Below are 24,554 nucleotides of genomic sequence, written 5' to 3' on the forward strand. Positions count from 1 at the left end.
GTCCCGAGTGGGACGGGCCCGGACGTCGTCGGGCGTCAGCGGATGCGCTCGCCGCGGCTCTCGATCCGGAAGTAGTCGAAGGCGACGTCGAGGTCGGTAGAGGTGCCGGCCCGGTTGAAGGCCAGCAGCCCGGCCTTCGTCGGCTCGACGTTGAGCGTCGTGGAGCCGATGTAGCGGTAGACGCTCCCGTCGGTGGAGTAGTAGGCGCGGTAGCTGTCCCCGATCTTGGTCAGTCGCAGCCAGATGACGCCGTCGGCCCCGACGATCCGCTGGGCATCCGCTCCGGTGATCTCCAGGGTGGACGCCGTGCCGTTCTGCTCGCGCAGGAAGACGATCCGGGTCTTGTTGACGGCGGCGGTCGCGTTGCCCATCTCCCAGGCGAGCTTCACGTAGTTGTTGTCGTCCGCGTACCCGAGCACACCGCCCTGCTCGTTGTTGGTGGCGAGTGGACGGGAGAAGACGACCCTGGACTCGGCCGTCCAGTCGCCGTCGACGTCCTGCAGGGCCAGGTTTCTCGCGGTGTTGGCGTTGCCCTGGAGGTCGCCCTGCTGCGCGGTGATGACCAGGGACCCGTCGGCCAGACGCCGGCTGCTCTCGTCCGGCCGGACCCACTGCCACTGAGGGCTGAGCTGAGCCGAGTCGAACTCGTCGCTGCCGGTGATGGTGGTGTTCAGGTCCACGGTGTAGACCGATGAGGCTCCGCCGTTGGTGACGGTGACCCGGGCCTGCCCGATGGGGCTGTTCGCCTGCTCGACCGCGACCGTGGCGGCGGGGTCGGCGGCGCTGGCGGTGACCGTCGGCGCGGTCGTGGTGCCGGCCGGCGTGAGGGCGTTGTAACGCAGCACCGTCGGCGCGAACGACGCCAGTCGCTTGCCGTCGACGCGCAGGGCCGTCAGCGTCGTGTCGGGCACCAGGTTGAAGACGTAGTTCTTCACCAGGGGGCCGAAGAAGCTCTCCGTCGTGACCTTGACGACCGCCTGACCGGGTACGCCGGCCGCCTGGGAGATGATCTCGTAGCGGGCCTTCCGATCGGCCGTGCGCACCTTCGTGATGGTCGGCGACGCCCCGGCCGGCACCGGGATGGTGTACGAGGTGTCCGACAGGTTGAAGCCGCCGAACCTCTTCCCGTTCACCACGATCGTCGCCGACAGTGGCGCGTCGTCGACCGGGATGTCCCGCCCGCTGAACTCCTTCCAGTAGTTCACCGAGGTGTCCCGCCAGTCGGCGGCGTCCGCCTCGTGCACCGCCAGCTTGGCGCGCACCTCCGCGAACCGGCGTGCGTCGATGTCGGGTTGGAGCGTGTCCCAGGTCTCCCGCATCCAGGTCACGTACTGGACGCCCATCTGGTAGCGGTAGACCAACTCGTCCCAGAACGTCCGGCCGCTGTCCATCCGATGGCCCCACGGCACGTGGTGGAACCACATCAGCAGGTTCTCCGGGACCGAGTTGATGTTCCCGTAGCGCTGCTGCAACCGGGGAAAGTACTGGGCGGCCAGGTTGCTGCCGGTGGGCGAGCGGTCGAAGCCCAGACCGACGCTGTCGGCCTTGTTGTAGTAGATCGGGCTCCAGTCGTCGCGGCCGGCCCAGTCGGCGGGGTCGGGACGGTAGTGGGCGCCCTCGGCGAACTGGTGGCCGATGCCCAGCGGCGTCTGGTAGCTGACCAGCGACTCCCACGAGCCCATCATCATCGCGCGGATGGTGTCGACGACGCGCCGGTCGTTGCTCCAGGTCATCCGCGTCCAGTCGGTCGCGATGTCCGCCGAGTCGAGCGTCCAGTCCCAGGCCTGGCGTCCGAAGGCGAACAGGTTCGCCTGGGAGAAGTGGTGCCCGGTCAGGTTGTCCGCGTTGCCGAGGTTGGCGACACCCACGATGGCGGTGTCCGGGTGGTGCTGGGCGGTCCCGTCGACGATGTTGCCGACCAGGCGCTTCTTGAGCAGCTTCCCGTTCGCGTCGGTCGCGTACGTGTCGGTCTTGAGGATCTCCTCGTACATCGGGCCGAGGTAGGCCAGCATCCAGTTCTGGCCGGTGTACTCCTGCGTGATCTGGAGTTCCAGGGCCTGGTTGGTGTTCTCCATCCGGCCGAACATCGGGTGGATGGGCTCCCGGGCCTGGAAGTCCAGTGGCCCGTTCTTGGTCTGGAGGAACACGTTGTCGGCGAAGCGTCCCCGGCTGCCGTCCGGCTGGACCTCGTCGTCGATGGGCCCGAACTCCAGGTAGGCCCGCTTGAGCCGGTCGTTGTCGACCTCGGCGTTGTAGACGAACGTCCGCCAGTGCACTGTCATCCCGAGCGGCGCCACCGCGGCGGCGATGGCATTGGCGCCGTCACCGTGGTCGTACCCGAAGTCCTGTGGCCCCGGCTGGCCCTCGGAGTTGGCCTTGACGGTGAGGCCCATGAAGTCCGGGATCGCGGCCTGGATCTGCTGGGCCCGGCGGTGCCACCAGCCCCGGAAATCCGCGCCGTACGGATCGAGCTGGCTGTTGGTCAGGGTGTCCGGCGCGAACCGGCTGTCGGTGGGCGCGGTGTAGCGGATCGACAGGCCCAGCCTGATGCCGTACGGACGCAGCGCGTCGGCGAGGGCCGCCTCCTGCGCGATGCGGGTGCTCGTCAGGTACGCGTTGTCGGCGTTGACGTTGTTGATGGTGATCCCGTTGATGCCCAGGGACGCCAACGCGCGGGCCATGACGAGGTAGCGGTCGAGAATGACGGGCAGGTTCCGGCCGGCACTGGCACCGGTCGCGGCGAAGTTGAAGATCGCCCCGCTCTCCCCGTTCAGCCCGCCCAGGCCGGAGGCGTTGTTGCCCGCGTAGAGACGCTCGGTCTCCCAGTTGTTCAGCAACCGATGCTTGATCTTCGGTGACTCCGCGACGCGGAGGTGGTCGATGGGTTTCTGGGTCTGTAGCAGCCGGAGGAAGGCGAAGGTGCCGTACAGCGCGCCGAGGTCGGTGTTTCCGGCGATGACGGTGAACCGTGCCCTGCCCTTCGACACCGACCGGACGAGGTAGCCCTCGTCGCCCACACTGGCCAGGTCGCGGGTCGTGACGGTGCGGCCCACCAGCGGCGAACTCGTCGGCGTGCCCACCACGACCGCGCCGTCCGGGACCGTGCCGGCGTCGACTGTCGCCACGGGTGTCGGTTGACCGAGCAGCCCGCCCAGACCGCGGACCAGTTCGTCCCGGGCGGCGCCCAGCGTGGTCTCGACGAGCTTCTCGCTCGAACCGGGGGCCATGGCGAGGTCCGTCGTGTGCCGATGGACCTTCGTGGCGTCGGCGTTCTCGACCACGATCGTCGTGGCCGCGCGGCGGTAGTCACGCAGCAGCTTCGCGTCGTCGACCGGCACGTACCGCAGCCACAGGTCGGAGCCGTTGTAGTCGTCCGGCGACGGGGCCGCGGCGACCGGCGTGGTGGTGGCGACCGTGAGGGTGGCCGCGACGGTGGCCAGTGCCGTGCCCAGCACGATGAGGGTTCGCCGTAGCCGGGGCACCGAAGCTCGGTTCATCACCATCTCCTCGTTCGTTCACTGGGACGCCGTTCGGCCCGTCCCGCGAGCGCAACGACGTTGCTGGATGGATGCGCGTCGATCCTTCCCGGCGTGGCTCCGCCCCGGCAACGAGTTGTCGTTTCTTGTCGCGGGGCCGCTCGGCCCTCACGGCAGGTGGGCCGCCGGGCCGGGAACAGGCCGCTGCCGCACCCACGCTGGTCGGGCCCGACCGGGGCTCGGGTTGCGCACGGCCGTCGAGTCGCGGACCACGAGGCGTACCGGCAGGACCATCGGCCGGCCGGTGTGCCCGGGCGCCCCCTCGATCATCGTGAGCAGGTGCCGGGTGGCGGCCGAGCCCTCCGCGTAGAGCGGAGCCGCGACGGTGGTGAGCCCGGGCGTGACGATGTCGGCGGCGAGGATGTTGTCGAATCCGACGACGCTGACGTCGCCCGGAACGTTGACGCCCATCCGGCTGAGGCCGCGGATGATCCCGATGGCCATCTGGTCGTTGAAGGCCAGGACCGCCGTCGCGGGACGCGCGCACAGCTCCTGCGCGGCCCGCTCACCGCCCGCCAAGGTGGGGCTGAACGGCCCGATCTGCCGAACCTTGATCTCCAGCTCCATCCCCGCCTCGAGCAGCGAGCGCCAGCGCACGCCATTGGGCCAGGACGCCTGCGGCCCCGCGACGTAGGTGATGTGGTCGTGTCCCAACTCGCCGAGGTGCTCGGCGGCCCGCCGCACCCCACGACTGTCGTCCGTGACGACGCACGGCACGTCGGCGAGAGCGCGGTTGAGGACCACCACCGGCCGCTGCTTGGCGACCATCCGGATGGCCGAGTCGGACATCCGGCTGCTGGCCAGCACGATGCCGTCGACTGTCGACATGGTGCGTTCGACCGCCGCCCGTTCCAGCCGGTCGGACTCCTGGGCGTCGATCAGCACTGTGGTGTATTCGCCGTCGGCCGCCACCTCCTGCGCACCGCGCACGATCTCGGCGTACACCGGGTTGGTGATGTCGGCGATGACCAGCGCGATCATCTGCGTACGGGACGTGGTGAGGGCACGAGCGAGGGGGTTGGTCCGGTAGCCCAATCGCTCGGCGACCTGCCGGATCCGTTCGGCGGTCTCGGAGTTGACGCGACTCGGTCGGGAGAAGGCGCGGGACACCGTGGACGGTGAGACGTCCGCCTCATGGGCGACGTCGTAGATCGTGACTCGCTGTCCCGGCGGCCTGATGTGGTCGGGCATCTGCATGCTCCTCCCGGCTACGCGCCGTGATCATGGTATGGCGGCGGTGAATACTCGGCAATGCCCCCGCAACAATCCAGCGGCCCGATCAGATTCGCGCGAGGCAATACATGGCAACCCGTTGCCGCCGCGGCGCGCCGGCTGCCTCAATCAGCACTGATGACACCTGGCGGAGGGAACGGCTCATGGGTATCTCGCGGCGCGGCGCTCTCCTGGTCACGGCATCGTCGCTCCTGGTGGGCGCGGTCGGGTGTGGGGCACCCGAGGCCCCCGGCGACAACACTGGCGACAGCACCGGTGAGGTGCCACAGCGGCCCGGTAAGGCCGTCACGCTCAACGTCCTCGACGTGGCGGGCAACCTCCAGCTGACCCAGGGGATGATCGACGAGTTCGTCTCGAAGAACCCCGACGTGATCTCCCGGGTGACCTATTCGAAGGCTCCGGCACCAGAGCTGGCCGGGAAGATCAAGGCCCAGCAGGGGGCGGACCGGGTGGACATCGGTCTCGTGCTGACCGGCGTCGACGGCCTGGCCGCCGGGATCGAGCAGGGGCTCTGGATCGACGTGTTGCCGACCTTCCAGGACCGCCTCGGCGGCATGAGCAACTACCTGGAGCCGGCCGCCGCGATGCAGAAGCTCGCCGGCAACGCGGGCGTCACCGTCACCTACTACCCGTCAGGTCCGCTGCTCGAATATCTGCCGTCGCGCCTGGCGACGCCACCCACCAGCGCGGAGGCGCTGCTCGCCTGGGCCAAGGCCAACCCCAGGAAATTCCAGTACGCCCGCCCGGCCAACTCCGGCCCGGGCCGGACGTTCCTGATGGGTCTGCCCTACATCCTGGGCGACTCGAACCCCAAGGACCCCACCGCGGGCTGGGACAAGACGTGGGCCTTCCTCAAGGAGTTGGGCCAGTACGTCGACTACTACCCGTCCGGCACCACCGAGACGATGAAGAACCTCGCCAACGGCACCGCGCACCTGATCGTCAGCACAACCGGTTGGGACATCAACCCGCGGGTGCTCGGCACTGTGCCCAAGGAGGCCAGGATCACCCCGATCGACGGCTTCCACTGGGTCACCGACGCGCACTACGCCGTCCTGCCCAAGGGCGTGTCGACCGACACCCAGGCCGCGGTGCTGGCCCTGCTGGCGTTCATGCTCACCCCCGAACAGCAGGCGAAGGCGTACGACGAGGGCTACTTCTACCCGGGCCCGGCGATCAAAGAGGTCCAGCTCTCGTCGGCGCCGCAGAAGAGCCAGGACGCGATCCGGGAGTTCGGTCGCCCGGAGTACGACGCGCTGATCGCCGGAAACCCGACCGAGGTCCCGCTCGACGCGAAGAGCCTGGTGGCCGCGTTCAGCCGCTGGGACCGCGAGATCGGCGGCGGCAAGGTCAAGCAGGGATGAGCGCCTTCACCCAGCTGCGGCTGGACGGGGTGTCCCGCCGGTTCGGCGGCCAGGCCGCGCTCACCGAGCTGGACCTGACGATCGAGGCGGGGGAGTTCATCGCCCTGCTCGGCCCGTCCGGCTGCGGCAAGTCGACGGCGTTGAACTGCCTGGCCGGGCTGCTGCCGTTGACGGCGGGGAGCATCTGGCAGGACGAGCGCCGCATCGACACGCTCCCACCGGAGCGGCGCGGCTTCGGCATGGTGTTCCAGAGCTACGCCCTCTTTCCGCACCTGACGGTCCGGGCGAACATCGCCTTCGGACTGCGGATGCGGCGGCTGCCCAAGGAGGAGACGCGCCGGCGTACGGCGGAGGCGGTGCGGCTGGTGCGACTGGAGGACCACGTCGACAAGCTGCCCGGTCAGCTCTCGGGTGGTCAGCAGCAACGCGTCGCCATCGCTCGCGCCGTGGTGTTCGAGCCGTCGCTGGTGTTGATGGACGAGCCGTTGAGCAACCTCGACGCCAAACTGCGCCTGGAGATGCGGACCGAGATTCGCCGGCTGCACCAGTCGTTGGGGCTCACCACCGTCTACGTGACCCACGACCAGGAGGAGGCGCTCTCCCTGGCCGACCGGCTGGTGGTGCTGCGCGAGGGCCGGGTGCAGCAGATCGGCTCCCCCCGCGACCTGCACACCCGACCGGCGAACTGGCACGTCGCCGACTTCATGGGCTACCGCAACCTGTGGCGGGGGCGGGTTCAGCAGGTGGACGGCGACCGTGCCACCGTCGAGCCGTCCGGCCATCGCCTGCTCGGCGAGGTGGTGGGGGGCCTCCAGCCGGGGGCGGACGTCGTGGTCGCGGTACGCCCCGAGGACATCCGCGTCGACCAGCCCGGCGAGACCCGCAACGCCATGTCGGCGACGGTCGAGGTGGTGGAGTACCAGGGCCGCGAGTTGGCGGCCGAGGCCCGCACCGACACCGGACTGCTGCTACACCTGCGGACCGAGCAGCGGATCGCGCCCGGCGACCAGGTCAAGCTCGCCGTCGACCCGCAACGGCTGCTCGTCTATCCCGCCGACGCGTCGACGCAGCCCGACCGCCTCGCGGACGCCCCGGGGGCGACGCGGTGAGCGGCGCCGGGCCTGGGAAACCGCTGGCGCACTGGCAGCACCGTCTCGCCGAGCGGGGCATCGACCGTCAGCTCTGGTTACTGGTCCCGGCCCTGGTCTTCGTCATCGCCCTGTTCCTCTACCCGTTCTTCTACGGGCTGACGCTCTCGTTCCAGCCGACCAACGGCGGGCCGTTCAGCGACTACGCCCGGTTCTTCTCCGACTCCTACGAGCGGGGCACGATCTGGATCACGCTGCGGATCGCATTGCCCGCCGCGCTCCTGAACGTCCTCGCCGCGGTGCCGATCGCCTACCGGATGCGTGGCCGGTTCCGGGGCAAGCGGCTGGTCACCACGCTGCTGGTAGTGCCGATCACGCTCGGCACGGTCCTCACCGCACAGGGGTTGCTGAACTTCCTCGGCCCGACCGGCTGGTTCAACCGGATCCTGTTGGCGAGCAACCTCGTCGACGAGCCGGTGCGGCTGACCCACAACTACTGGGGCGTGTTCTTCTCGCTGGTGATCACCGGCTTTCCGTTCGCGTTCCTGCTGGTGCTGTCGTACCTGTCCGGCATCGACCCGACACTGGAACGGGCGGCCGCGACGCTGGGCGCGGACTGGCGTCGTCGGTTCACCCGGATCACCCTGCCGCTGCTGATGCCCGGCCTCGCCACGACCTTCTGCCTGACGTTCGTCCTGGCGTTCAGCGTGTTTCCGTCGGCTGTTCTGGTCGGCAACCCGGCCGGTGAGACCCGGGTCATCTCCCTCGCCGCCTACCAGGCGGCCTACGAGCAGTACGACTACCCGTACGCGTCGGCGATCGCCATGATCATGGGCTTCGTCGAGCTGGTCATCATCGCTGTGGTGCTGGCCGCTCGTAGCCGCTTCTACACCGGCTCCACCGGAGGCAAGGGCTGATGGCAACGACCACCCAGGCCCCACCAGCGCGGCCCCCCGCCACCAGCACCGACCGGCGGCGGCGCATCGTCGCGCGCCCGGCCGCCTGGATCGTGTGGGGCGTCGTCATCTTCTTCTTCCTCAACCTGCTGGGCGTCGTGGCGTCCGTGCTGGTCAGCTCGTTCGGCCAGCGCTGGTTCGACACCTGGCTCCCCGACGGCTACACCACCGACTGGTACGCCCGAGCCTGGGACGAGTTCGCGCTCCTCCAGGTCATCGTCGTGACGCTGGAGGTCTCCGTACTCGTCGTGGGCCTCTCGCTGGTGATCGGCGTGCCGGCCGCCTACGCCCTCGCGCGGCGCTCGTTCCCGGGCGAACGGCTGATCTTCCTGGTGTTCCTGCTGCCCATTCTGATGCCCCCGATCACCTACGGCATTCCGCTGGCGACAGTCCTCTACAAGTTCGGCCTGGCCGGGCACATGTCCGGGGTGGTGCTCGCCAACCTCGTGCCGTCGGTGCCCTTCGTCATCCTGACCATGACCCCGTTCATCGAGCAGATCGACCCGAGGATCGAGAGCGCCGCGCGCATGTGCGGCGCGGGCCTGCGGACGGTGTTCCTCCGCGTCCTCACGCCGCTGCTCGTGCCGGGCATCCTCGCCTCCGCGATCCTCGTGCTGGTCCGCACCGTTGGGATGTTCGAGCTCACCTTCCTGACCGCGGGGCCGGACTCGCAGACCCTGGTGGTGGCGCTCTACTACTCGATGTCCGCGTCCGGCATCAGGGCGCAGCAGTCGGTCGACGCCATGGCGGTCATCTACACCTCGATGATGCTGGTTCTCCTCGTCGTCGCGCTGCGCTACGTCAACCCGACCCAGTTGGTGGCCCAGGTCAAGGACGAGCCGGAGCACTGAAGCCGGTGGTGGCCGCCTCGTGGAGGATCTCGCCCAGGCGACCCGCGACGGTGAGGAGCGCGGGCAAGCTCGTCCGCAGACCGCGGTAGGCCGCGACGAGAGCCGGGTCGACCGCGACGGGCTCGCCGCTGGCGACCCCGGGATCGAGCTGAGTGACCGCCTCCTTGAGGTCGGAGGTGTGGCCGATCGCGAAGAGCCCGAGCGCCGCCGCGCCGAGGGTGACGTGGTCCGCAGCCCCCGCGACGCGGACCGGGCAGTCCAGGACCGCCGCCATCACCGCGCGCCACAGCGGAGACCGGAAGGCGCCTCCGGTCAGGCGGACGCTGCCGATCGGCGTCAGCTCGGCCAGACGGTCCCGGATACCACCGAGTTGCAGGCAGACGCCCTCCACGGCGGCCCGGACCAGGTGACCGCGCGAGTGCTCGCTGCGCAGTCCCAGGAACGCGCCCGGCGGGCCGCACCCCTGCGGCGGGGCCTCGTCGGCCCGCAGATAGGGCAACATCACGAGACCGTCGCTGCCCGGTGCGATCCGCTCGGCGAGATCCAGGAGCGCCGGCGCGGCACGGTCGTCACCGAGGACCCGTCCCGCCCACCGCACGACATTGCCGCCGTTGCTGACCGCCCCGCCGACGACCCACGCGTCGTCGGTCAACGCAGCGCAGGAGAACGTCTCGACCGGATCGGTGAGGGGTGCCTCGACGACCGTCCGCAGGGCCCCGGTGGCCCCGAGCGTCAGGCCACCGACGCCGCGGTCGATCGCCGCCGCGCCCAGGCTCCGCAACGGACCGTCGCCCGCGCCGACGACGACCGGTGTGCCCGACGGCAGGCCGACCGCGCGCCCGGCCGCCGGTGAGAGCCGCAACACCGCCGTCGTGGGCAGGACCGGGGGTAGCTGACTCTCGGACACCCCGGCGAGATCGAGTACGGCAGAACTCCACACCCGACGGTGCACGTCGCACATTCCGGTGCCGGACGCCGAGGACAACTCGGTCACCAACATCCCGGTGAGCCGATGGACCACATAGTCCTTGAGGCCGACCCACCACCGGGTCGCCGTGCAGAGGTACGGCTCGTGGCGGGCGAACCACAGGAGCTTGCAGAGCGGGTTCATCGGGTGCACGGGCGTACCCGTCATCCGGTGCAGCTCCCGGCTCTGGCCGGACAACCGCAGCTCGCGGGCCGCCTCCGACGACCGCGTGTCGCGCCGGGTCAGCAGCGGCGTCACCGGCGTCATCGTCGCGTCCAACCCGATCAGGCCGTACCTGGCGGAGCTGAGCGCGAGGGCGACCACCTCCGCCCCGGAGGTGCCGGCCACACATGCGGTCATCGCGGCCAGGGTGGCCGCCATGACCACGTCGGGCTCCTGTACTTGCCAACCGGGCATCGGCGCAAGCAGTGGGTACTCCCGCGTCGCGACGTGTCGTGTGGTGCCGTCCAACGCGAACGCGGCAGCCCGCACGGCAGTGGTGCCCACGTCGACTCCGACGATCACCCGACGCTCCGGCCCCATCCGCACATGGTCGAGCGGTGTTCGACGGGCCGGCAAGCGGTTGCGCGCAGTTGTCGTCGCGCGTGGCACGAAAATCGACATCCGGAGTGACGGGTATGATCGATCCGACGCACGCAACCGACCCGCCGGTCGTCAGGCGGTTGCGCTGGCTTCCCACCCCATGCGGGGCAAAACCGGGAACTCACACCGAGGGGCGAGCCCCGCCCCTGGCCTGTGGGTTCCTCTGCTGTCTCTGGGGCGGAACAGGATCAGGCATGGTGATCAATCACCGCTTGTGCGGCCACCCTGCCACCACGAAGGCCCGCACCGCGTGCCGAAACCCCGGCGTGCGGTGACATCGTCTCTGCGACCAACTGAAGACCCTTAGCCAGCGCCTCCCACCGTCACGGTCGGGGGTGTTGGCTAGTCATCAGCGCTTGAGCCCTCGGACGAACGTCGACCAGGCGGACGGGTTGAAGGAGAGCACCGGTCCCTGCCGGTCCTTAGAGTCCCGCACCTGTGCGGTGTGGTCCGCGTACCGAGCCTCGACACACGCGCCGTTGCCACCGCTACGGGTGCTGGTGCGCCACTGGTTATCGAGCGCCTTCATGGCGTCTCCTTGTCACGAAGCTTCCTGATCAATGTGGTTGAGGCCGTAGGTGAAAGTGCGGCTGCCCGCAGGTTGCTGAACACCCGTGCACACCTGTCGACGTCCTCGCCCTCAGCGTAGAGGTCACCGGTCAGTCCCTCGATGTACACCACCCCGGGACCTTCCGCAAAGCCAAGGATATGGAAGCTGGACACCATCGACGCGTAGGCGCCCTCGCGAAACGGGATGACCTGGACGGTGACGTTCCAGCGCTTCTGCGCTTCGAGCAAGGTCGTGAGCTGTTCAGCCATGACCTCCGGCCCGCCGATCTGCCGGTGTAGTACCGCCTCGTCGATGACCGCTACGAGCTTCAGTTGACCATCGGTTAGCAGCTTCTGCCGTTCCGTCCGGGCGGCTACTCGCTGGGCCACACCATCCGGGGTCGGCTGCGAGGCGTCGGCGCTGATGATCGCTCGGGCGTACTCGGCGGTCTGGAGCAGGCCGGGCACTACCAACGTTTCGAAGTTGTGGATCTCTGACGCTGCGGATTCCAGGCCGATGTACTGGCGATAGGAGTTCGGGAGGTCGCCGTACTTTGCCCACCAGCCGCGTTGCTTGCCGCTGCGAGCCATGGACAACAACGTCTCCCGCAGCTCAGCATCAGTGACGCTGTACAGGTCGAGCAACGCGTTGAGCGCTGGACCCTTCAAGCCGACGCGACCCTGCTCGATCCGGCGCAGTGTGCTCGGTGAAACCTCGATCAGCGCGGCGGCTTGTTCGACGGTCACGCCTGCTTCCTCGCGTGCCCGCTTGAGCTGTGCGCCGAGCTGGAATCGCAGGAACGTCGGGCTCTCCATGAGCGCCATGATGCCTCCCCTCCCTCGCGCTTCGTGCGACCACACGCCGTGCGTCATCGACAACCGTAGGCCATTGACCCCGTATATCTGCGCGCGCAAAATGGCGGTGTGAGCAATGCCACGCAAATGCGAGGGGGCGAACATGTCTAGGCACGTGCCCTACGGCGAATACCTGGCAGCGGTAGCGATGACCCTGGCCCGAAGACATAAGCCGGTGTGGTCGTGGATCAAGTGGCGGAACGTCTGCAAGTGCGGGAACGAGCTGCCGTGTCGGGCCAGGCACAAGATCCCGATCAATCGAGGTCACTGGCCAGGTGAGAGCTGATGACCAAGCACGGGCCGGTCCTGCCGCTATGGCTCTGCGAGACGTGTCAGCGCCCCTGGCCCTGTGCCGCACGCCGCGTCGAGCTGCTGGATGAGTACGCCGCTTCGCCGGTCGCGCTGGCTGCTTACCTCGGGTCGTACCTCATCGCAGCGCGCCAGGACATGACCTGGGCACCCCCGGACACCTTGAATCGCAGGTTCCTCGGGTGGTTGGGGTGAAGGCCGGGGACGTGTTGATCGTGGACCGAGCGGCTAGCGTGCAGTTCACCCGACCAATCAGGCTCCGCCTCATCCGCGTACTCGACTGGATCACCTACGACGGGTGGGTTTGGCTCGACGGGTATGAGTTGGACTCCCGTGGCGACGCGTTGGCGCGACGGTCGATCTTCGTCATGAAGGCCGGGTTGCGTTCCGCCCCGGCACCCGTGGCTGTCGGGCAACCGGGGCGGAAGAGGGCTCCCAGCCGTCGCGTAATGGCCTAAGCCGTACCGGCGGGTGCCAGTGGACGGGTTCGCGCGTTGGGGTCGCCTCCGGACCGGCTGAGAACGCCTCGGATGGTCGAGCTGTGCCACCGGTCGCCACCGTGCGTGGTCGGGCTCCTCCTGGCGCTCAACGCCGAGACGTCGGCCTGCCCGGTCGCTGGAGATGCGGGTGTGGATCATCGCCGTTCGCTCCATGCGGTCATCGCATTAGGTAACCCGTGGTCACGGCGGCGCGTAGCCGACCCGTTGCTTGGAAGATCGGGCAGCACCGACGCGACTGGTGACAGGATTGTCGGCATGCCTGCTCGCGCACTGAGCTTCGGGACGGTGGCGGAACAGTACGAACGGTACCGACCGGGGTACCCCGCCGAGCTTGTCGACCTGGTGCTGACGTACGCGGGTCGGCCTGTTCGAACGGCCCTGGAGATCGGCGCCGGAACCGGCAAGGCGACCCGGCTGTTCGCCGGAGCGGGCGTCACTGTCACCGCGACCGAGCCGGACGGGGCCATGCTCGCCGAGCTGCGCAGGCACGTGCCAGCAGGCGTCGAGACCGTGCGGGCCGCGTTCGAGGACCTGCGGCCGGGCGCGAGGTACCACCTGGTCTACGCGGCGGCGGCTCTGCACTGGACAAAACCGGAGGGGCGATGGTCACGGGTGGCCGCGCTGCTGGAACCCGGCCGCGTGTTCGCCTCGTTCGGTGGACCAACCCGGCTGGTCGACCCGGCGGTGGCGGACGCTGTCCGGCTCGCCCGGGCGCCCTTCCTGGAGAGCGACGAGATTCCCTCTCCCGACGGCACGCCCCCGGGGCAGGCCATGCAGTGGCCCGGCACCGAACTCCAACGCTCCGAATTGTTCACCGATGTGCGGCAGACCGTGATCGAGCGTCGACTGACGATGAGTGCGCGCGACTACGTCGGACATCTGTCGACGATCTCGGCGTATCTTGAGCTGCCGACCTCGAAGCAGGAGCAGGTCTTCAGCCAGATCGAGCGGATCCTGCCCGAGAGGGTCGAGCTTTCCGCAGACGTCATAGTGCATCTCGCCCGCCGGCGCCCCGAGCAGTAGCGCCCGCTGGCGCTCAGACCAGGAACTCCTCCCGCATCCGCGCGCCCAGGTTGATCCCGCCCACCGCCCGAGGGCCGGCCGGGTCGTGCACGGCGACGGTGTTGTTGCGACGCATCAGCTCCCGCACCGCGGGCGGCAGTCGCGGCGGGTCGTCCATCGCCGCGAGGACCTGCCCGGCACTGACGATCAGTCGATCGGCCAGGGTGGCGGCGTCGGTGTCCACCCGCACCCGGCCGTACTCCCAGCCGGAGGTGGTGAGGTCGAGCACCTCGAACACGCGGGTCACCAGCGGGTTCGGGTCGGTCACCCGGTCGAGCCGGGGCGCCCGGTTGCCGACCACAGTGACGGCGGCGGCCACCTGCGCGTACGGGTGGAAGCCGCACGGCAACGCGAACAGCGGCCAGCGTAGGGCCTGGCCCGCCTCCTTCCACAGCGGCCGGTAGTTGCGGCGGTGCACCAGCAGCCGTCGGCCCGTCCGTCGGTGGATCTCCTGGGCCTGGGCCTGAAGGTCCACGTGGGCCTCATCGGCGACCTGGCTCACGATCCGGGTCGCCACCACCAGGCCGTCGTCACTGTCGAGCGAACCGGTGAGCGCCTCGACCTGCTCGTTGAACCGGATCCGCGCGTGGGAGCCGTACCGGGACTGGACGTCGTGCAGCAGCGCCTGCTGGCGTCCCGGGTCGAGCTGGACCCGCCTACCGCCCAGCAAACGACGGAGCCAACGCATGTCGCCTCGATTCAGCAGAGCCGTCGCGGACGGCGGCAATGCTAGTGCGTCGGCCCTCCCTCATGTTCCCAAGGGGGGGTTGATCAACTCCGCTCTCGGAGACGGCGATCACCGCCGACGCGGCGTGATCAGCCCCGACTCGTACGCCCACACGACCAGCTGCGCCCGGTCGCGGCAGTGCAGCTTCGTCATCGCCCGGTTGACGTGTGTCTTCGCGGTCAGCGGACTGATCACCATGCGCGCGGCGATCTCGTCGTTGGTCAGCCCACGGGCGACCAGCTCGACGACCTCCTGCTCCCGGGCGGTCAGCACGTCGCGTCCGGCTGTCGGCACGGCCGGCGGTGGGCCGGCCACGAACTCACTGATCAGGGTGCGGGTGACGGTTGGCGCGAGCAGCGCGTCGCCGCGCGCGACGACGGTGACGGCGTGCAGCAGGTCGGCGGGGTCGGCGTCCTTGAGGAGAAAGCCGCTGGCGCCCGCGCGGAGGGCGGCGAACACGTAGGAGTCGAGCCCGTAGTTGGTGAGGATGAGAACGCGGATCGCGGTGAGGTCGGGATCGGCGGCGATGCGCCGGGTGGCCTCGATGCCGTCGAGGCCCGGCATCTGTACGTCCATCAGCACGACGTCCGGGCGCAGACAGCGCGACAGGTGGACGGCCGAGGTGCCGTCGGTCGCCTCGCCGACGACCTCCAGGTGGTCCTCGGCGTCGAGCAGTGCCCGGAAGCCGGCTCGCATCAGCGCCTGGTCGTCGGCGAGCAGCACGCGGATCATCCCGGCTCCTCCCCGCGGCGGGCGGTCATCGCGGGCGGTTCAGCGGAAAGGTGGCCCGTACGGTGAACCCGTGGTCGTCGTGCGCGGCGGTCCGCAGCGTGCCGCCCAGGGCGCTGACCCGCTCCCGCATGCCGCGCAGGCCCACGCCCGGGGTCAGCGGCTCGGCCGGCGACGCCTGACCGTCGTCGGTGACCGCGACGGTCAGTCCCGCCGGGGCGTACTCCACCTGGATGTGCGCGGTCGCGGGCCCGGCGTGGCGGGCCACGTTGGTGAGCGCCTCCTGGATGACCCGGTACCCGGCCTGGTCGACCTCGTCGGGCAGGTCCCCGCGCTGGCCGGTGACGGTCACCTGCACCGGTACGCCGACCGCCCGGGTCCGCTCGGCCAGCTCGTCCACCCGGGCCAGCCCGACCCGATCGGCGTCGGTCGGTGCGCGGAGGACGTCGAGGGTCGTGCGGAGTTCCCGCATCGCGGCGCCGCTGGCCTCCTGGATCGCCAGCAGCGTTGCCGACGGCTCCTCGCCGTGCTTGCGGGCCAGGTGTACGGCGATCCCCGCCTGCACCTTGATCACCGAGATGCTGTGGGTCAGGGAGTCGTGCAGGTCGCGGGCGATGCGCAGGCGCTCCTCCCCGGCGCGCCGCAACGCCATCTCCTCGCGGGTGCGTTCGGCCTCGATCGCCCGCTGCTCAACCTGCTCCAGGTACGCCCGGCGCTGCCGCGCGACGAGCCCGGCGACGTTGGCCGCCACGAACCAGCCGAGCAGCAGGGCCGTCCGCTCGGCGACCAGTTGGCCTGGTCGGCCAGCCGGCGCCATCGAGATGTCGCGGGCCAGGAAGCTACCGAGGAAGGCGAGGCTCGCCACGGCGGCGGCCGACCGGTGTCCCTGCCAGGCGCTGACGTAGACCGCGCAGAGGACGGGGAACGCGGCGGACACCCCGGGGTGCACCCGGACGTGAACGGCCAGCATGGCGACGGTGACCACGCCCAGCGCCACCACCGGGTGGCGCCGGCACGCCGCCAGGGCCACCACCGTGGCGAGGACCAGGGCGACGTCGAGCACCTCGACCGGCGCGGCGTCCGGGGTGAGCACGGCGTTGCCGAGCAGGAGGACGCCGAGGGCGAGACCGCCGAGGGCGTACGGGAGGTCGCGGCGCATGGTCGCACTGTAGAACGGCCGTCGTCGGTGGAGCATCCCGCGCGCGTGGTACCTGCGGCGTACCACGGGCGCGGTATGAGCGGCGGGGCAAGTGTCTACGGCGGCACGACGTTTTCCCGGCCCGCCGGAACAAGCATCGAGCCCATGACATACCGCTTCTTCACCCCCACGCCGACGAGGGCGGCCACCGGCCGCACAGCGGCCGTCTACCAACAGTTGCGCGACGACTTTCTCGGGCCGTTGCCGACCTTCCAGGCGCTCTCGGCCGTGCCGGAGGTGCTGGCCGCGACCTGGGCGCTGATGCGGGAGGCGCTGCTCGCCGGGGACGCGCCCCGGGTCGAGCGCGAACTCGTCGCGGCCGCGGTGTCCCGGGCCAACCGCTGTCAGTTCTGCGTCGACGCCCATGTGCTGCTGCTGCACGCGCTGGGCGCACCGAAGCTGGCCGAGGCCGTCGCCCGGGGCGAGACGCCCCCCGAGCCGAGGCACGCCGCGCTCGTCGGCTGGGCGCAGGCGAGCCGCAGCCCCGGAGCCGCCGACTGGACCAGCACCCACGGCCCGGAGATCACCGGCACCCTGCTCGCCTTCCACTTCATCAACCGGGTCGTGTCCGCGTTGCTCGACCCCGATCTGCTCCCCGGCGGCCTGCAACGCTCCCCGCTGGTGCGCTCGGTCGGGGGCCGGCTCTACGCCAAGGCGGTCCGGGAGTCCAAGGAGCCCGGCCGAAGTCTCCCGCTCCTCGACGCCGACCCGACGGCATCACCTCCCGTCTGGGCGGGGGACAGCCCGGTGGGCGTCGCCTACGCGTCGCTGCGGGACGCCGCCGCCCGGGGTGGGGACCTGCTGCTGGGCGACGTGGCGCGCGAGACCGTCACGGCCACTGTGCGCTGGGAGGACGGGCGGTTCCCGGCCCGGCCGGCGGACTGGGCCGTCGACCTGGTGCGGGACGTGCCGGGCACGGACCGCATCGGGACGCGGATCGCGTTGCTGGCGGCGTTCGCGCCCAGCGCGATCAGCCCGGGCGACGTCGCTCTCTGGCGGCTCTCCCACCCCGCCGACGCCGACCTCGTGCGGTTGGTCGCGTACGGGGCGATCACGGCCACCGATCACGTCGCCCGGGCCCTCGCCTCGGCGCGCCTCTAGGAGGTAACCCATGCGCAAGGCATTCGTCATCGTCAGCGCCCTGCTGCTCGTCGCGTTCGCCGTGCAGTTCGTCCTCGCCGCCGTGGGCGGGTTCACCAGACCCGCCGGCGACGACGCGTACGCGCTGCACAGCGTCAACGGCATGGCGGTCATCCCGATTCTCACAGTGCTCACCGCCCTGTTCGCCGCGCTGGCGAAGGCGCCGGGAAAGATCGTCGGCCTGGCGATCCTGCCGATCGGCCTCGTCGTCCTCCAGCCGCTCATCGCCATGCTGGCCGAGGCGTCCACTGACGCGTCGGGTGTCAGCACCCCGCTCGGCCTGACCATCGGTGGGTTGCACGCGCTCAACGGAATCATCGCGGTACACGTCGTGGTCGGTGTCCATCGGGCGGCGCGACAGCTGACCGTCCCGGTTCCCGCCGGCGCGGCTCGGCTGGTCACCCGGGAAGGAGAGCCGGCGTGACCACCGGGTCCCTGCTCGCGGCCGACCTCGTGATCGCGGTCCTCGCGGCCGCCGCCTGGCTGGGCGGTGGCGCCGCGTCCGCCGCCCGTCGCCGCCCGCTCGCACTGGGACTGGCGGCCGTCGCGCTGCTCGCCACGCTTGCCCGCGCGGTCACGATCACCGCTCTCGCACGCGCCGGCTGGTGGTTCGCCGCGGAGAAGGTCCTCATCGCGGCCCCACTGTCGCTCGCGGCGGTGGGCGTCGCCGGTCCGCGGTTGCTGCGGGCCCGGGTTGACATCCGGGCCGTCGCGGTTCCGCTGCTCTTCGCCGGGTACGCCACGAGCAGCGCCCTGCTCGTGACGATCCTGCACGGCTATCCGGCGTCGGCCGGGGCGGGGCTGCTCGCGGTCGCCGGAGTCGTGGCGGCGACGGTGCTCTCGGGGCGTGCGCTCGGTGCGCACCCGTCCCGGACGGTGTCCCGGGTGGCCCTCGTGGTGGCGGTCGCGGCGCTGCTGACCGGAACCGGGCTGACCGTCGCCCCGGGCGCCGCGCCCGCCGTACCGCATGATCATGGTTCTCCGGCGGCCCGGATCGCCGACGAACCCACCCGGCGGTTCACCCTGACCGCCGCAACCGCCACTGTGGACGCGGGCGGCCGGAACGTCGCGGCGTGGGCGTTCAACGGGCAGGTCCCCGGACCGGAACTGAGCGCCACCGTCGGCGACGTCCTGGAGGTGACGCTGCGCAACCGGGACATCGGGCGCGGCGTCACAGTGCACTGGCACGGGTACGACGTGCCGAACGATCAGGACGGGGTACCCGGGGTGACGCAGGCGCCGGTGCGGCCCGGACAGGAGTTCGTCTACCGGTTCCGCGCCGACCAGGCCGGAACGTACTGGTACCACACGCATTCGGCCTCCGATGTCGGCGTACGGATGGGCCTCTACGGCGTGCTGGTGGTGCGACCGGGCCCGGTGACCGGCCTCGACGTCACAGTGCCGGTGCACACCCTGGCGGGCCGTCCGTTGCCCGCGCCGAAGGTGGAGCAGGTCGAGGCCGGCCTGCCGGTGCGGTTGCGGCTGATCAACACCGACGGCACGACGCACCGGTACGCCCTGGCCGGGACCGCGTTCCGGGTGGCCGCGATCGACGGCGTCGACCTACGCGGCCCGACGCCGCTGGTGGACACCGCCGTGCTGATCCCGGCCGGGGGCCGCTACGACCTGGTCTTCGACGCGCCGGCGACCCCGGTGGCGCTGTTCGTCGATGGACGCGCGGTCTACTCGACCGGCCCGGTGTCGACGGCGACCGGCGCCTGGCCGGTGCTCGATCCGCTCGGCTACGGCGTGACCGCTCCGGTGCCCTGGTCCCGGTTCGACAAGACGTTCACCCTCGTCCTCGATCGCGGCCTCGACCTGCGCGGACTGCTACCGCGGTACGCCCACACCGTCAACGGCGCGGCTGACCCGGACATCCCACCGCAGGTCGTACGCCTGGGTGACGTCGTGCGGTTCACGATCGTCAACCGGTCGCAGATCGTGCACCCGTGGCACCTGCACGGCCACCACGTCCTGGTGCTGGCCCGCGATGGCGAGCCGGCGACCGGAAGCCCGCTGTGGCTGGACTCGTTCGACGTCCGTCCGGGCGAGGTGTGGGAGGTGGCGTTCCGGGCCGACAACCCGGGGATGTGGGCCAATCACTGCCACAACCTGGCGCACGCCGATGCCGGGATGACGCTGCATCTCATGTACTCGTGATCGCGGAGGCCTGTAGTTTTCTGTCATGACTGAAGACACCTTCCGTTCGGTGGCGATCGAGCGCACCAGCCTGGGCAACTACGTCGTGCGGAACACCCGTGGCGGGTCGGTGTCGTTGGGCACGGGCGATGACGGCAGTTTCACGCCGGTGGAGTTGCTGCTGGCCGCCATCGGCGGCTGCACCGCGGTGGACGTGGACCACATCACCAGTCGTCGTGCCGAGCCGACCGAGTTCGCCGTCGCCGTCACCGGTGACAAGATCCGGGACGAGGCCGGCGCAAACCGGATGCGGAACCTGCGGGTCGAGTTCAGCGTGACGTTCCCGGAGGGCGCGGAGGGCGACGCGGCCCGTGCGGCGCTGCCCCGGTCGTTGCAGCAGTCGCACGATCGGTTGTGCACGGTCTCCCGTACCGTCGAGCTCGGCACTCCCGTCGCGATCGCCGAGGGCCCCGGGCCCACCGGGGACTGACCGGCGCTGAGCACGGCTACTCAGGCCCCGTGCGGTTCGTTCGGGTGAGGATGGCGGCATGCGTCGACTACCGGTGCCACTGCTGATCGTCCTCACCATGGTGGTGGCGTGCGCCGACCCGAACGCGAAGCCGGGTCGCTCGGACCCGACAGTCGCGCAGCCGGCGCCCACCGAACTGCTCGCCGACGGCAGCGTGCCCTGGGCCGACCTGAAGATCACCGGCGAGGACCTCAACGGCCGCCCTGCCGCGCCGAGAACGCCGGCCACCGGCAGCGAGCCGTGCCGGGCGGAGCAGCTGACCGGCCGGCTCACCACCTGGACGCGGCCCGGCACCGGCGGTGAGACGCCTCGGGGCTTCGACGCCGCCATCGGCAAGCTCATCGGCGAAGTGGACGTGCGGAACTCGTCGACGGTCGAATGCACCCTGCAGGGCGAGGTGCCCACGACCATGCTCGCCGGCGGCCGCGAGGTCCCGATGCTCTACACCCACGGCATCAACGAGGAGGGCCGCACCCGGGTGGTCGCCGTGCCGGCGGGCGGCCACGCCAGCCTGCGCCTGGACTGGTCCGGGCCGTTCTGTCAGCCCGTGAAGGGGTTGTTGGAGCTCGCGATCGAGCTGCCGCACGACGGCGGCAGGTTGCGCGCACCGGTCACCGCCGACGAGCGTCCGGGCTGTCCGCAGGGGGAGGGGGTCCACCCTCGCGCGCGGGGGACGCTGTCCGCGAGCGGGTTCACCGAGCCGGTGACGGTGTCGAAACCCCCGTCATCGCCGCTCGACAAGCTCACCGTCGCTGTTCAGGGGCCGACGACCGCCGTCGCCGGGTCGCGGCTCACCTTCCGGGTCACGCTGGGCAACCCGACCGACGGCTCCCTGGCGCTGGACCCCTGCCCGGGGTACCTGATGGAGCGGTTCTCTCTCGGCGACGCGACAAACGACGCGGTGAACTCGGCCCAGCTGTACCGGCTGAACTGCCGCGCACTCCCGCAGATCCCCGCCGGCGACAGTGCCGTGTTCGAAATGGTCGCCGAGGTGCCAGCCTCGATGCGGGCCGGGCGCGAGCTGAGCGTGACGTGGAAGTTGTATCTGCCGCACTACGTGCAGCGGGGCAACCAGTTCGGTGTCCTCACCCTCACCGTCGTCTGAGGAAGGTCGCTGCCGGGTCGGCCGCACCGGCGAAGTTGACGTAGGCGAGAACAAGGGATAGATGCTGTTGAGGGTATGGGAGCGCTCCCGTAACATACCTGACGCGGCCTGTTAACGCTCACAATCGGTCACCGCACAATGACCACCACCAATGCATGGGCCGCCGTCCCGCGAGGAGGGTGCTACATGACCAGATCCAGAGCCACCAATGTCGGTCTGGTTGCGGCCGGCGTCGGCTTACTGATGTCGTCGACAGTTGTCGCGGCGCTGCCGGCCGGTGCCGCGGCTGAGGGTTGTTCGGTGAACTACGCCGTGTCGTCGCAGTGGCAGGGCGGCTTCGGCGCCAACGTGGCGATCACGAACCTGGGTGACCCGTTGAGCAGTTGGACGTTGACCTGGTCGTACGGCGCCGGGCAGACGGTGACGCAGGCCTGGAACACGTCGCTGACGCAGAGCGGGTCGGCGGTGACGGCGAAGAACGTGAGCTACAACGGTGGGGTGCCGACCAACGGCACGGTGTCGTTCGGGTTCAACGGGTCCTGGACGGGCAGCAACCCCGACCCGACGAGCTTCGCCCTGAACGGCGTCACCTGCACCGGTGGCACGACGACTCCGCCGACCGACCCGCCGCCGACCACCCCACCGCCGACGACCCCACCGCCGACGACCCCGCCGCCGACGGGCACGTGCAACCTTCCCTCGACGTACCGGTGGTCCTCCACCGGGGTGTTGGCGACCCCGAGGTCGGGCTGGGTGTCACTCAAGGACTTCACCGTCGCCCCCTACAACGGCCAGCAACTCGTCTACGCCACCACCCACGACAACGGCACCCGGTGGGGCTCGATGAACTTCGGCCTCTTCACGAGTTACTCGCAGATGGCCTCGGCCAGCCAGAACGCGATGAACAACGCGACCGTCGCGCCGTCACTGTTCTACTTCGCGCCGAAGAACATCTGGGTGCTCGCCTACCAGTGGGGTGGCCCGGCGTTCTCCTACCGGACCTCGACCAACCCGACCAACCCGAACGGCTGGTCCGCGGCACAGACCCTGTTCAGCGGAAGCATCACCGGTTCGGGCACCGGCCCGATCGACCAGGCGGTCATCGGTGACGACACGAACATGTACCTGTTCTTCGCAGGGGACAACGGCAAGATCTACCGGGCCAGCATGCCGATCGGCAACTTCCCCGGCAGCTTCGGCTCCAACTACACGACCATCATGAGCGACACCACGAACAACCTGTTCGAGGCCGTTCAGGTCTACAAGCTCCAGGGCCAGAACCGTTATCTCATGATCGTCGAGGCGATCGGTTCGCAGGGCCGCTACTTCCGCTCGTTCACGGCCACCAGCCTGGGCGGCTCCTGGACGCCGCAGGCCACCAGCGAGAGCAACCCGTTCGCCGGCAAGGCCAACAGCGGCGCCACCTGGACCAACGACATCAGCCACGGTGAGCTGCTGCGCACCAACGCCGACCAGACCATGACCGTCGACCCCTGCAACCTGCAACTGCTCTACCAGGGCCGTTCCCCCAGCTCCGGCGGCGACTACGGCCTCCTGCCGTACCGGCCGGGTCTGCTGACCCTGCAGCGCCCGGTTTGATCACGGCTGACCCGGAACGGGCGGGCTCGGCGTCACGCCGAGCCCGCCCGCACCACGCCGGGTGCGGTTGAACGCGAGTCGATCAAGCAACGGCAGCGTTGAGGCCGGCGGCGACGTCCGTGTAAGGATGCCGTGTGAGCTGCGAATCAACAATTTCTTCGGCGGTCGATCCAATCGCCTCCCCTCTCATGCTGCAAGGGGAGGGGATTGTGCTGCGGGACTGGCTCGACGCCGATCTGCCGCACATGCCGGGCCTCTTCGACGCGCCGGACATCGCCGCGAACACCGATATTCCTTCTCCATTCGACGCGGACGCCTTTCTGGTCAGAATTCGGCGGCGCCGTGCCCAGGGCATTGTCGACCTGGCCGTGACACGCGACGGCGGGGAGCCGCTTGGCCTCGTCGCACTGCACGTGGCGAGCGGGGTGCTGGGGTACGCCATCGGCCCCGCGCACCGCGGTCGAGGCCTGGCGTCGCGTTCTCTGCGGTTGATGACGACCTTCTGCCACGAAGAACTCGGCTTCACCCGACTGCGGCTGAGCATCGTGCAGGGCAATGTGCCCTCGCAGCGGGTCGCCGAGTCCGCCGGATACGTCCGGAGCGACGATGACGTCGTCGAGAGGACGAATGGGTTGGGGCAGCCAAAGCTGCTCGAAACGTGGCATCGGACCGCTCCCGTGACGTCTGGCTGACAAAGACGGGATACGACACGCACCATCGGGGCGGCCTGTGGCTGACGAGTTTGGGACGATGCGCCGGTCGACTACCGACATCACATCACCCCGACCCGAAGGGATCCCCCGCGATGGCAGAGGTCATCTCCACGCTGTTCATCTCGGCCGACGGTGTGGCCGAGATCGACCCTGACTGGCACTTCCCGTACTTCGACGAGAACATGGGCCGCGCCGTCGCCGAGGACTATGACGCCGCCGACGTGCTGCTCATCGGCCGCGAGACGTACGACAGCTTCGCCGGGGCCTGGCCCGGCCGGGAGGCCGCGGGTGGCGACGACGCGCCGTTCGCCAAGCAACTCGGCGACATGCGCAAGATCGTCGTCTCACGCCAGCCGCTGGAATTCTCCTGGCGCAACTCCGAGCTGATCAACGGGGACCTCCTCGACGCCGTCACCGCGCTCAAGGCCGATACCGGCGTCCGGGGAATCCTCATCCCCGGGTCGATCTCCGTGGTGCAGCAACTGCTCGCCGCGGGCCTGGTCGACGAGCTGCGTCTGCTGGTGCATCCGGTGGCCGCGCGCAAGGGTCGCAAGTTGTTCGACGAGGGCGACGCGGCGTACCACCTTCGACTGCTGGCAACGGAAGCGTTCCCGACCGGCGTCCTGCGGGTGATCTACGCGCCGGGCACGGCACCGACTCCGGTCGGCTACGACGAGATCAAGGACCAGGTGCCGGCCGGAAAGTAGTGCGGGTGGAGTGGAACCGCAAGCAGTCCCGTCGGATCCGGGTCACCGGTGCCCGGTGGTACGCCCCACTGGATTGACCACCACCGATTAATCCC

22 protein-coding genes are annotated in these 24,554 nt (G+C 69.9%); 14 read left to right on the forward strand and 8 right to left on the reverse strand.

Annotated elements, in window-relative coordinates; genetic code table 11:
- Nucleotides 1-35: 35 nt before the first annotated feature.
- Entirely contained in the window at nucleotides 36-3,497 is a 3,462-nt protein-coding gene (locus ACIA47_RS18060) for an alpha-glucuronidase family glycosyl hydrolase (RefSeq protein WP_396709203.1), read from the reverse strand.
- Between the two features lie 147 nt (nucleotides 3,498-3,644).
- Nucleotides 3,645-4,727 (reverse strand): LacI family DNA-binding transcriptional regulator, encoded by a 1,083-nt coding sequence (locus tag ACIA47_RS18065; RefSeq protein WP_396709205.1) that lies wholly within the window; start codon nucleotides 4,725-4,727, stop codon nucleotides 3,645-3,647.
- A gap of 185 nt (nucleotides 4,728-4,912) precedes the next feature.
- Here ACIA47_RS18065 and ACIA47_RS18070 point away from each other — a divergent pair, with 185 nt between their 5' ends.
- Genes ACIA47_RS18070 through ACIA47_RS18085 form a run of 4 tightly spaced genes read left to right on the forward strand, consistent with a single transcriptional unit; the run spans nucleotide 4,913 to nucleotide 9,028 of the window.
- Nucleotides 4,913-6,133, forward strand: a complete 1,221-nt coding sequence (locus ACIA47_RS18070) for an ABC transporter substrate-binding protein (protein WP_396709207.1) — start codon at nucleotides 4,913-4,915, stop codon at nucleotides 6,131-6,133.
- Nucleotides 6,130-7,242, forward strand: coding sequence for an ABC transporter ATP-binding protein (locus ACIA47_RS18075; RefSeq protein WP_396709209.1), 1,113 nt, complete (start codon nucleotides 6,130-6,132; stop codon nucleotides 7,240-7,242). The genes ACIA47_RS18070 and ACIA47_RS18075 overlap by 4 nt, the downstream gene beginning before the upstream one ends.
- Complete coding sequence (locus tag ACIA47_RS18080) at nucleotides 7,239-8,138, forward strand: ABC transporter permease (protein ID WP_396709211.1); 900 nt, start codon at nucleotides 7,239-7,241, stop codon at nucleotides 8,136-8,138. The genes ACIA47_RS18075 and ACIA47_RS18080 overlap by 4 nt, the downstream gene beginning before the upstream one ends.
- Nucleotides 8,138-9,028 (forward strand): ABC transporter permease, encoded by an 891-nt coding sequence (locus ACIA47_RS18085; RefSeq protein WP_396709213.1) that lies wholly within the window; start codon nucleotides 8,138-8,140, stop codon nucleotides 9,026-9,028. The genes ACIA47_RS18080 and ACIA47_RS18085 overlap by 1 nt, the downstream gene beginning before the upstream one ends.
- On the opposite strand, the gene ACIA47_RS18090 is transcribed toward ACIA47_RS18085, so the two are convergent.
- The 3 genes from ACIA47_RS18090 to ACIA47_RS18100 all read right to left on the reverse strand — a co-directional run bounded on the left by ACIA47_RS18090 (nucleotide 9,006) and on the right by ACIA47_RS18100 (nucleotide 11,972).
- Nucleotides 9,006-10,538 carry a gluconokinase gene (locus ACIA47_RS18090; RefSeq protein WP_396709215.1) on the reverse strand — a complete coding sequence of 511 codons (1,533 nt, stop codon included), beginning with the start codon at nucleotides 10,536-10,538 and terminating at the stop codon, nucleotides 9,006-9,008. The two genes, ACIA47_RS18085 and ACIA47_RS18090, sit on opposite strands and share 23 nt — an antisense overlap.
- A 409-nt stretch (nucleotides 10,539-10,947) precedes the next feature.
- The gene (locus ACIA47_RS18095; RefSeq protein WP_203116166.1) at nucleotides 10,948-11,127 is read right to left on the reverse strand and encodes a DUF397 domain-containing protein; all 180 of its coding nucleotides are present in this window, start codon (nucleotides 11,125-11,127) and stop codon (nucleotides 10,948-10,950) included.
- Nucleotides 11,124-11,972: a helix-turn-helix domain-containing protein gene (locus ACIA47_RS18100; protein WP_396709218.1), complete on the reverse strand. Its 849-nt coding sequence runs from the start codon at nucleotides 11,970-11,972 to the stop codon at nucleotides 11,124-11,126. Before ACIA47_RS18100 ends, ACIA47_RS18095 begins: the two co-directional genes overlap by 4 nt.
- A gap of 521 nt (nucleotides 11,973-12,493) precedes the next feature.
- Here ACIA47_RS18100 and ACIA47_RS18105 point away from each other — a divergent pair.
- Entirely contained in the window at nucleotides 12,494-12,769 is a 276-nt protein-coding gene (locus ACIA47_RS18105; RefSeq protein WP_396709220.1) for a hypothetical protein, read from the forward strand.
- 297 nt (nucleotides 12,770-13,066) lie between these two features.
- Nucleotides 13,067-13,834: a class I SAM-dependent methyltransferase gene (locus tag ACIA47_RS18110; protein ID WP_396709222.1), complete on the forward strand. Its 768-nt coding sequence runs from the start codon at nucleotides 13,067-13,069 to the stop codon at nucleotides 13,832-13,834.
- Nucleotides 13,835-13,847: 13 nt separating this feature from the next.
- Here the strand turns inward: ACIA47_RS18110 and ACIA47_RS18115 are convergent, their stop codons facing one another.
- The 3 genes from ACIA47_RS18115 to ACIA47_RS18125 form a co-directional block, all read right to left on the reverse strand.
- Nucleotides 13,848-14,561, reverse strand: coding sequence for a hypothetical protein (locus ACIA47_RS18115; protein WP_396709224.1), 714 nt, complete (start codon nucleotides 14,559-14,561; stop codon nucleotides 13,848-13,850).
- A 108-nt stretch (nucleotides 14,562-14,669) separates the two neighbouring features.
- Nucleotides 14,670-15,332 (reverse strand): response regulator transcription factor, encoded by a 663-nt coding sequence (locus tag ACIA47_RS18120; RefSeq protein WP_203116175.1) that lies wholly within the window; start codon nucleotides 15,330-15,332, stop codon nucleotides 14,670-14,672.
- A 25-nt stretch (nucleotides 15,333-15,357) separates the two neighbouring features.
- The gene (locus ACIA47_RS18125; protein ID WP_396709226.1) at nucleotides 15,358-16,488 is read right to left on the reverse strand and encodes a sensor histidine kinase; all 1,131 of its coding nucleotides are present in this window, start codon (nucleotides 16,486-16,488) and stop codon (nucleotides 15,358-15,360) included.
- 144 nt (nucleotides 16,489-16,632) lie between these two features.
- On the opposite strand from ACIA47_RS18125, the gene ACIA47_RS18130 reads away from it, so the two are divergent.
- The 8 genes from ACIA47_RS18130 to ACIA47_RS18165 all read left to right on the forward strand — a co-directional run bounded on the left by ACIA47_RS18130 (nucleotide 16,633) and on the right by ACIA47_RS18165 (nucleotide 24,459).
- A complete protein-coding gene (locus ACIA47_RS18130; protein WP_396709228.1) occupies nucleotides 16,633-17,628 on the forward strand; it encodes a carboxymuconolactone decarboxylase family protein in 996 nt (331 codons plus the stop codon).
- A 10-nt stretch (nucleotides 17,629-17,638) separates the two neighbouring features.
- On the forward strand, nucleotides 17,639-18,091 hold the full coding sequence (locus ACIA47_RS18135) for a DUF6220 domain-containing protein (RefSeq protein ID WP_203116187.1): 453 nt from the start codon (nucleotides 17,639-17,641) through the stop codon (nucleotides 18,089-18,091).
- Entirely contained in the window at nucleotides 18,088-19,827 is a 1,740-nt protein-coding gene (locus ACIA47_RS18140; protein WP_396709230.1) for a multicopper oxidase family protein, read from the forward strand. The genes ACIA47_RS18135 and ACIA47_RS18140 overlap by 4 nt, the downstream gene beginning before the upstream one ends.
- Before the next feature lie 25 nt (nucleotides 19,828-19,852).
- Entirely contained in the window at nucleotides 19,853-20,296 is a 444-nt protein-coding gene (locus ACIA47_RS18145) for an OsmC family protein (protein ID WP_396709232.1), read from the forward strand.
- Nucleotides 20,297-20,354: 58 nt separating this feature from the next.
- Nucleotides 20,355-21,440 carry a hypothetical protein gene (locus tag ACIA47_RS18150; protein ID WP_396709234.1) on the forward strand — a complete coding sequence of 362 codons (1,086 nt, stop codon included), beginning with the start codon at nucleotides 20,355-20,357 and terminating at the stop codon, nucleotides 21,438-21,440.
- Between the two features lie 186 nt (nucleotides 21,441-21,626).
- Nucleotides 21,627-23,039, forward strand: a complete 1,413-nt coding sequence (locus tag ACIA47_RS18155; RefSeq protein WP_396709236.1) for a non-reducing end alpha-L-arabinofuranosidase family hydrolase — start codon at nucleotides 21,627-21,629, stop codon at nucleotides 23,037-23,039.
- Nucleotides 23,040-23,227: 188 nt separating this feature from the next.
- Nucleotides 23,228-23,731: a GNAT family N-acetyltransferase gene (locus ACIA47_RS18160; protein WP_396709238.1), complete on the forward strand. Its 504-nt coding sequence runs from the start codon at nucleotides 23,228-23,230 to the stop codon at nucleotides 23,729-23,731.
- A gap of 113 nt (nucleotides 23,732-23,844) precedes the next feature.
- Nucleotides 23,845-24,459 carry a dihydrofolate reductase family protein gene (locus tag ACIA47_RS18165; RefSeq protein ID WP_396709240.1) on the forward strand — a complete coding sequence of 205 codons (615 nt, stop codon included), beginning with the start codon at nucleotides 23,845-23,847 and terminating at the stop codon, nucleotides 24,457-24,459.
- Nucleotides 24,460-24,554 lie beyond the last annotated feature (95 nt).

The sequence above is a fragment of the Micromonospora sp. NPDC051227 genome, from assembly GCF_044455385.1.
GTDB lineage: Bacteria > Actinomycetota > Actinomycetes > Mycobacteriales > Micromonosporaceae > Micromonospora.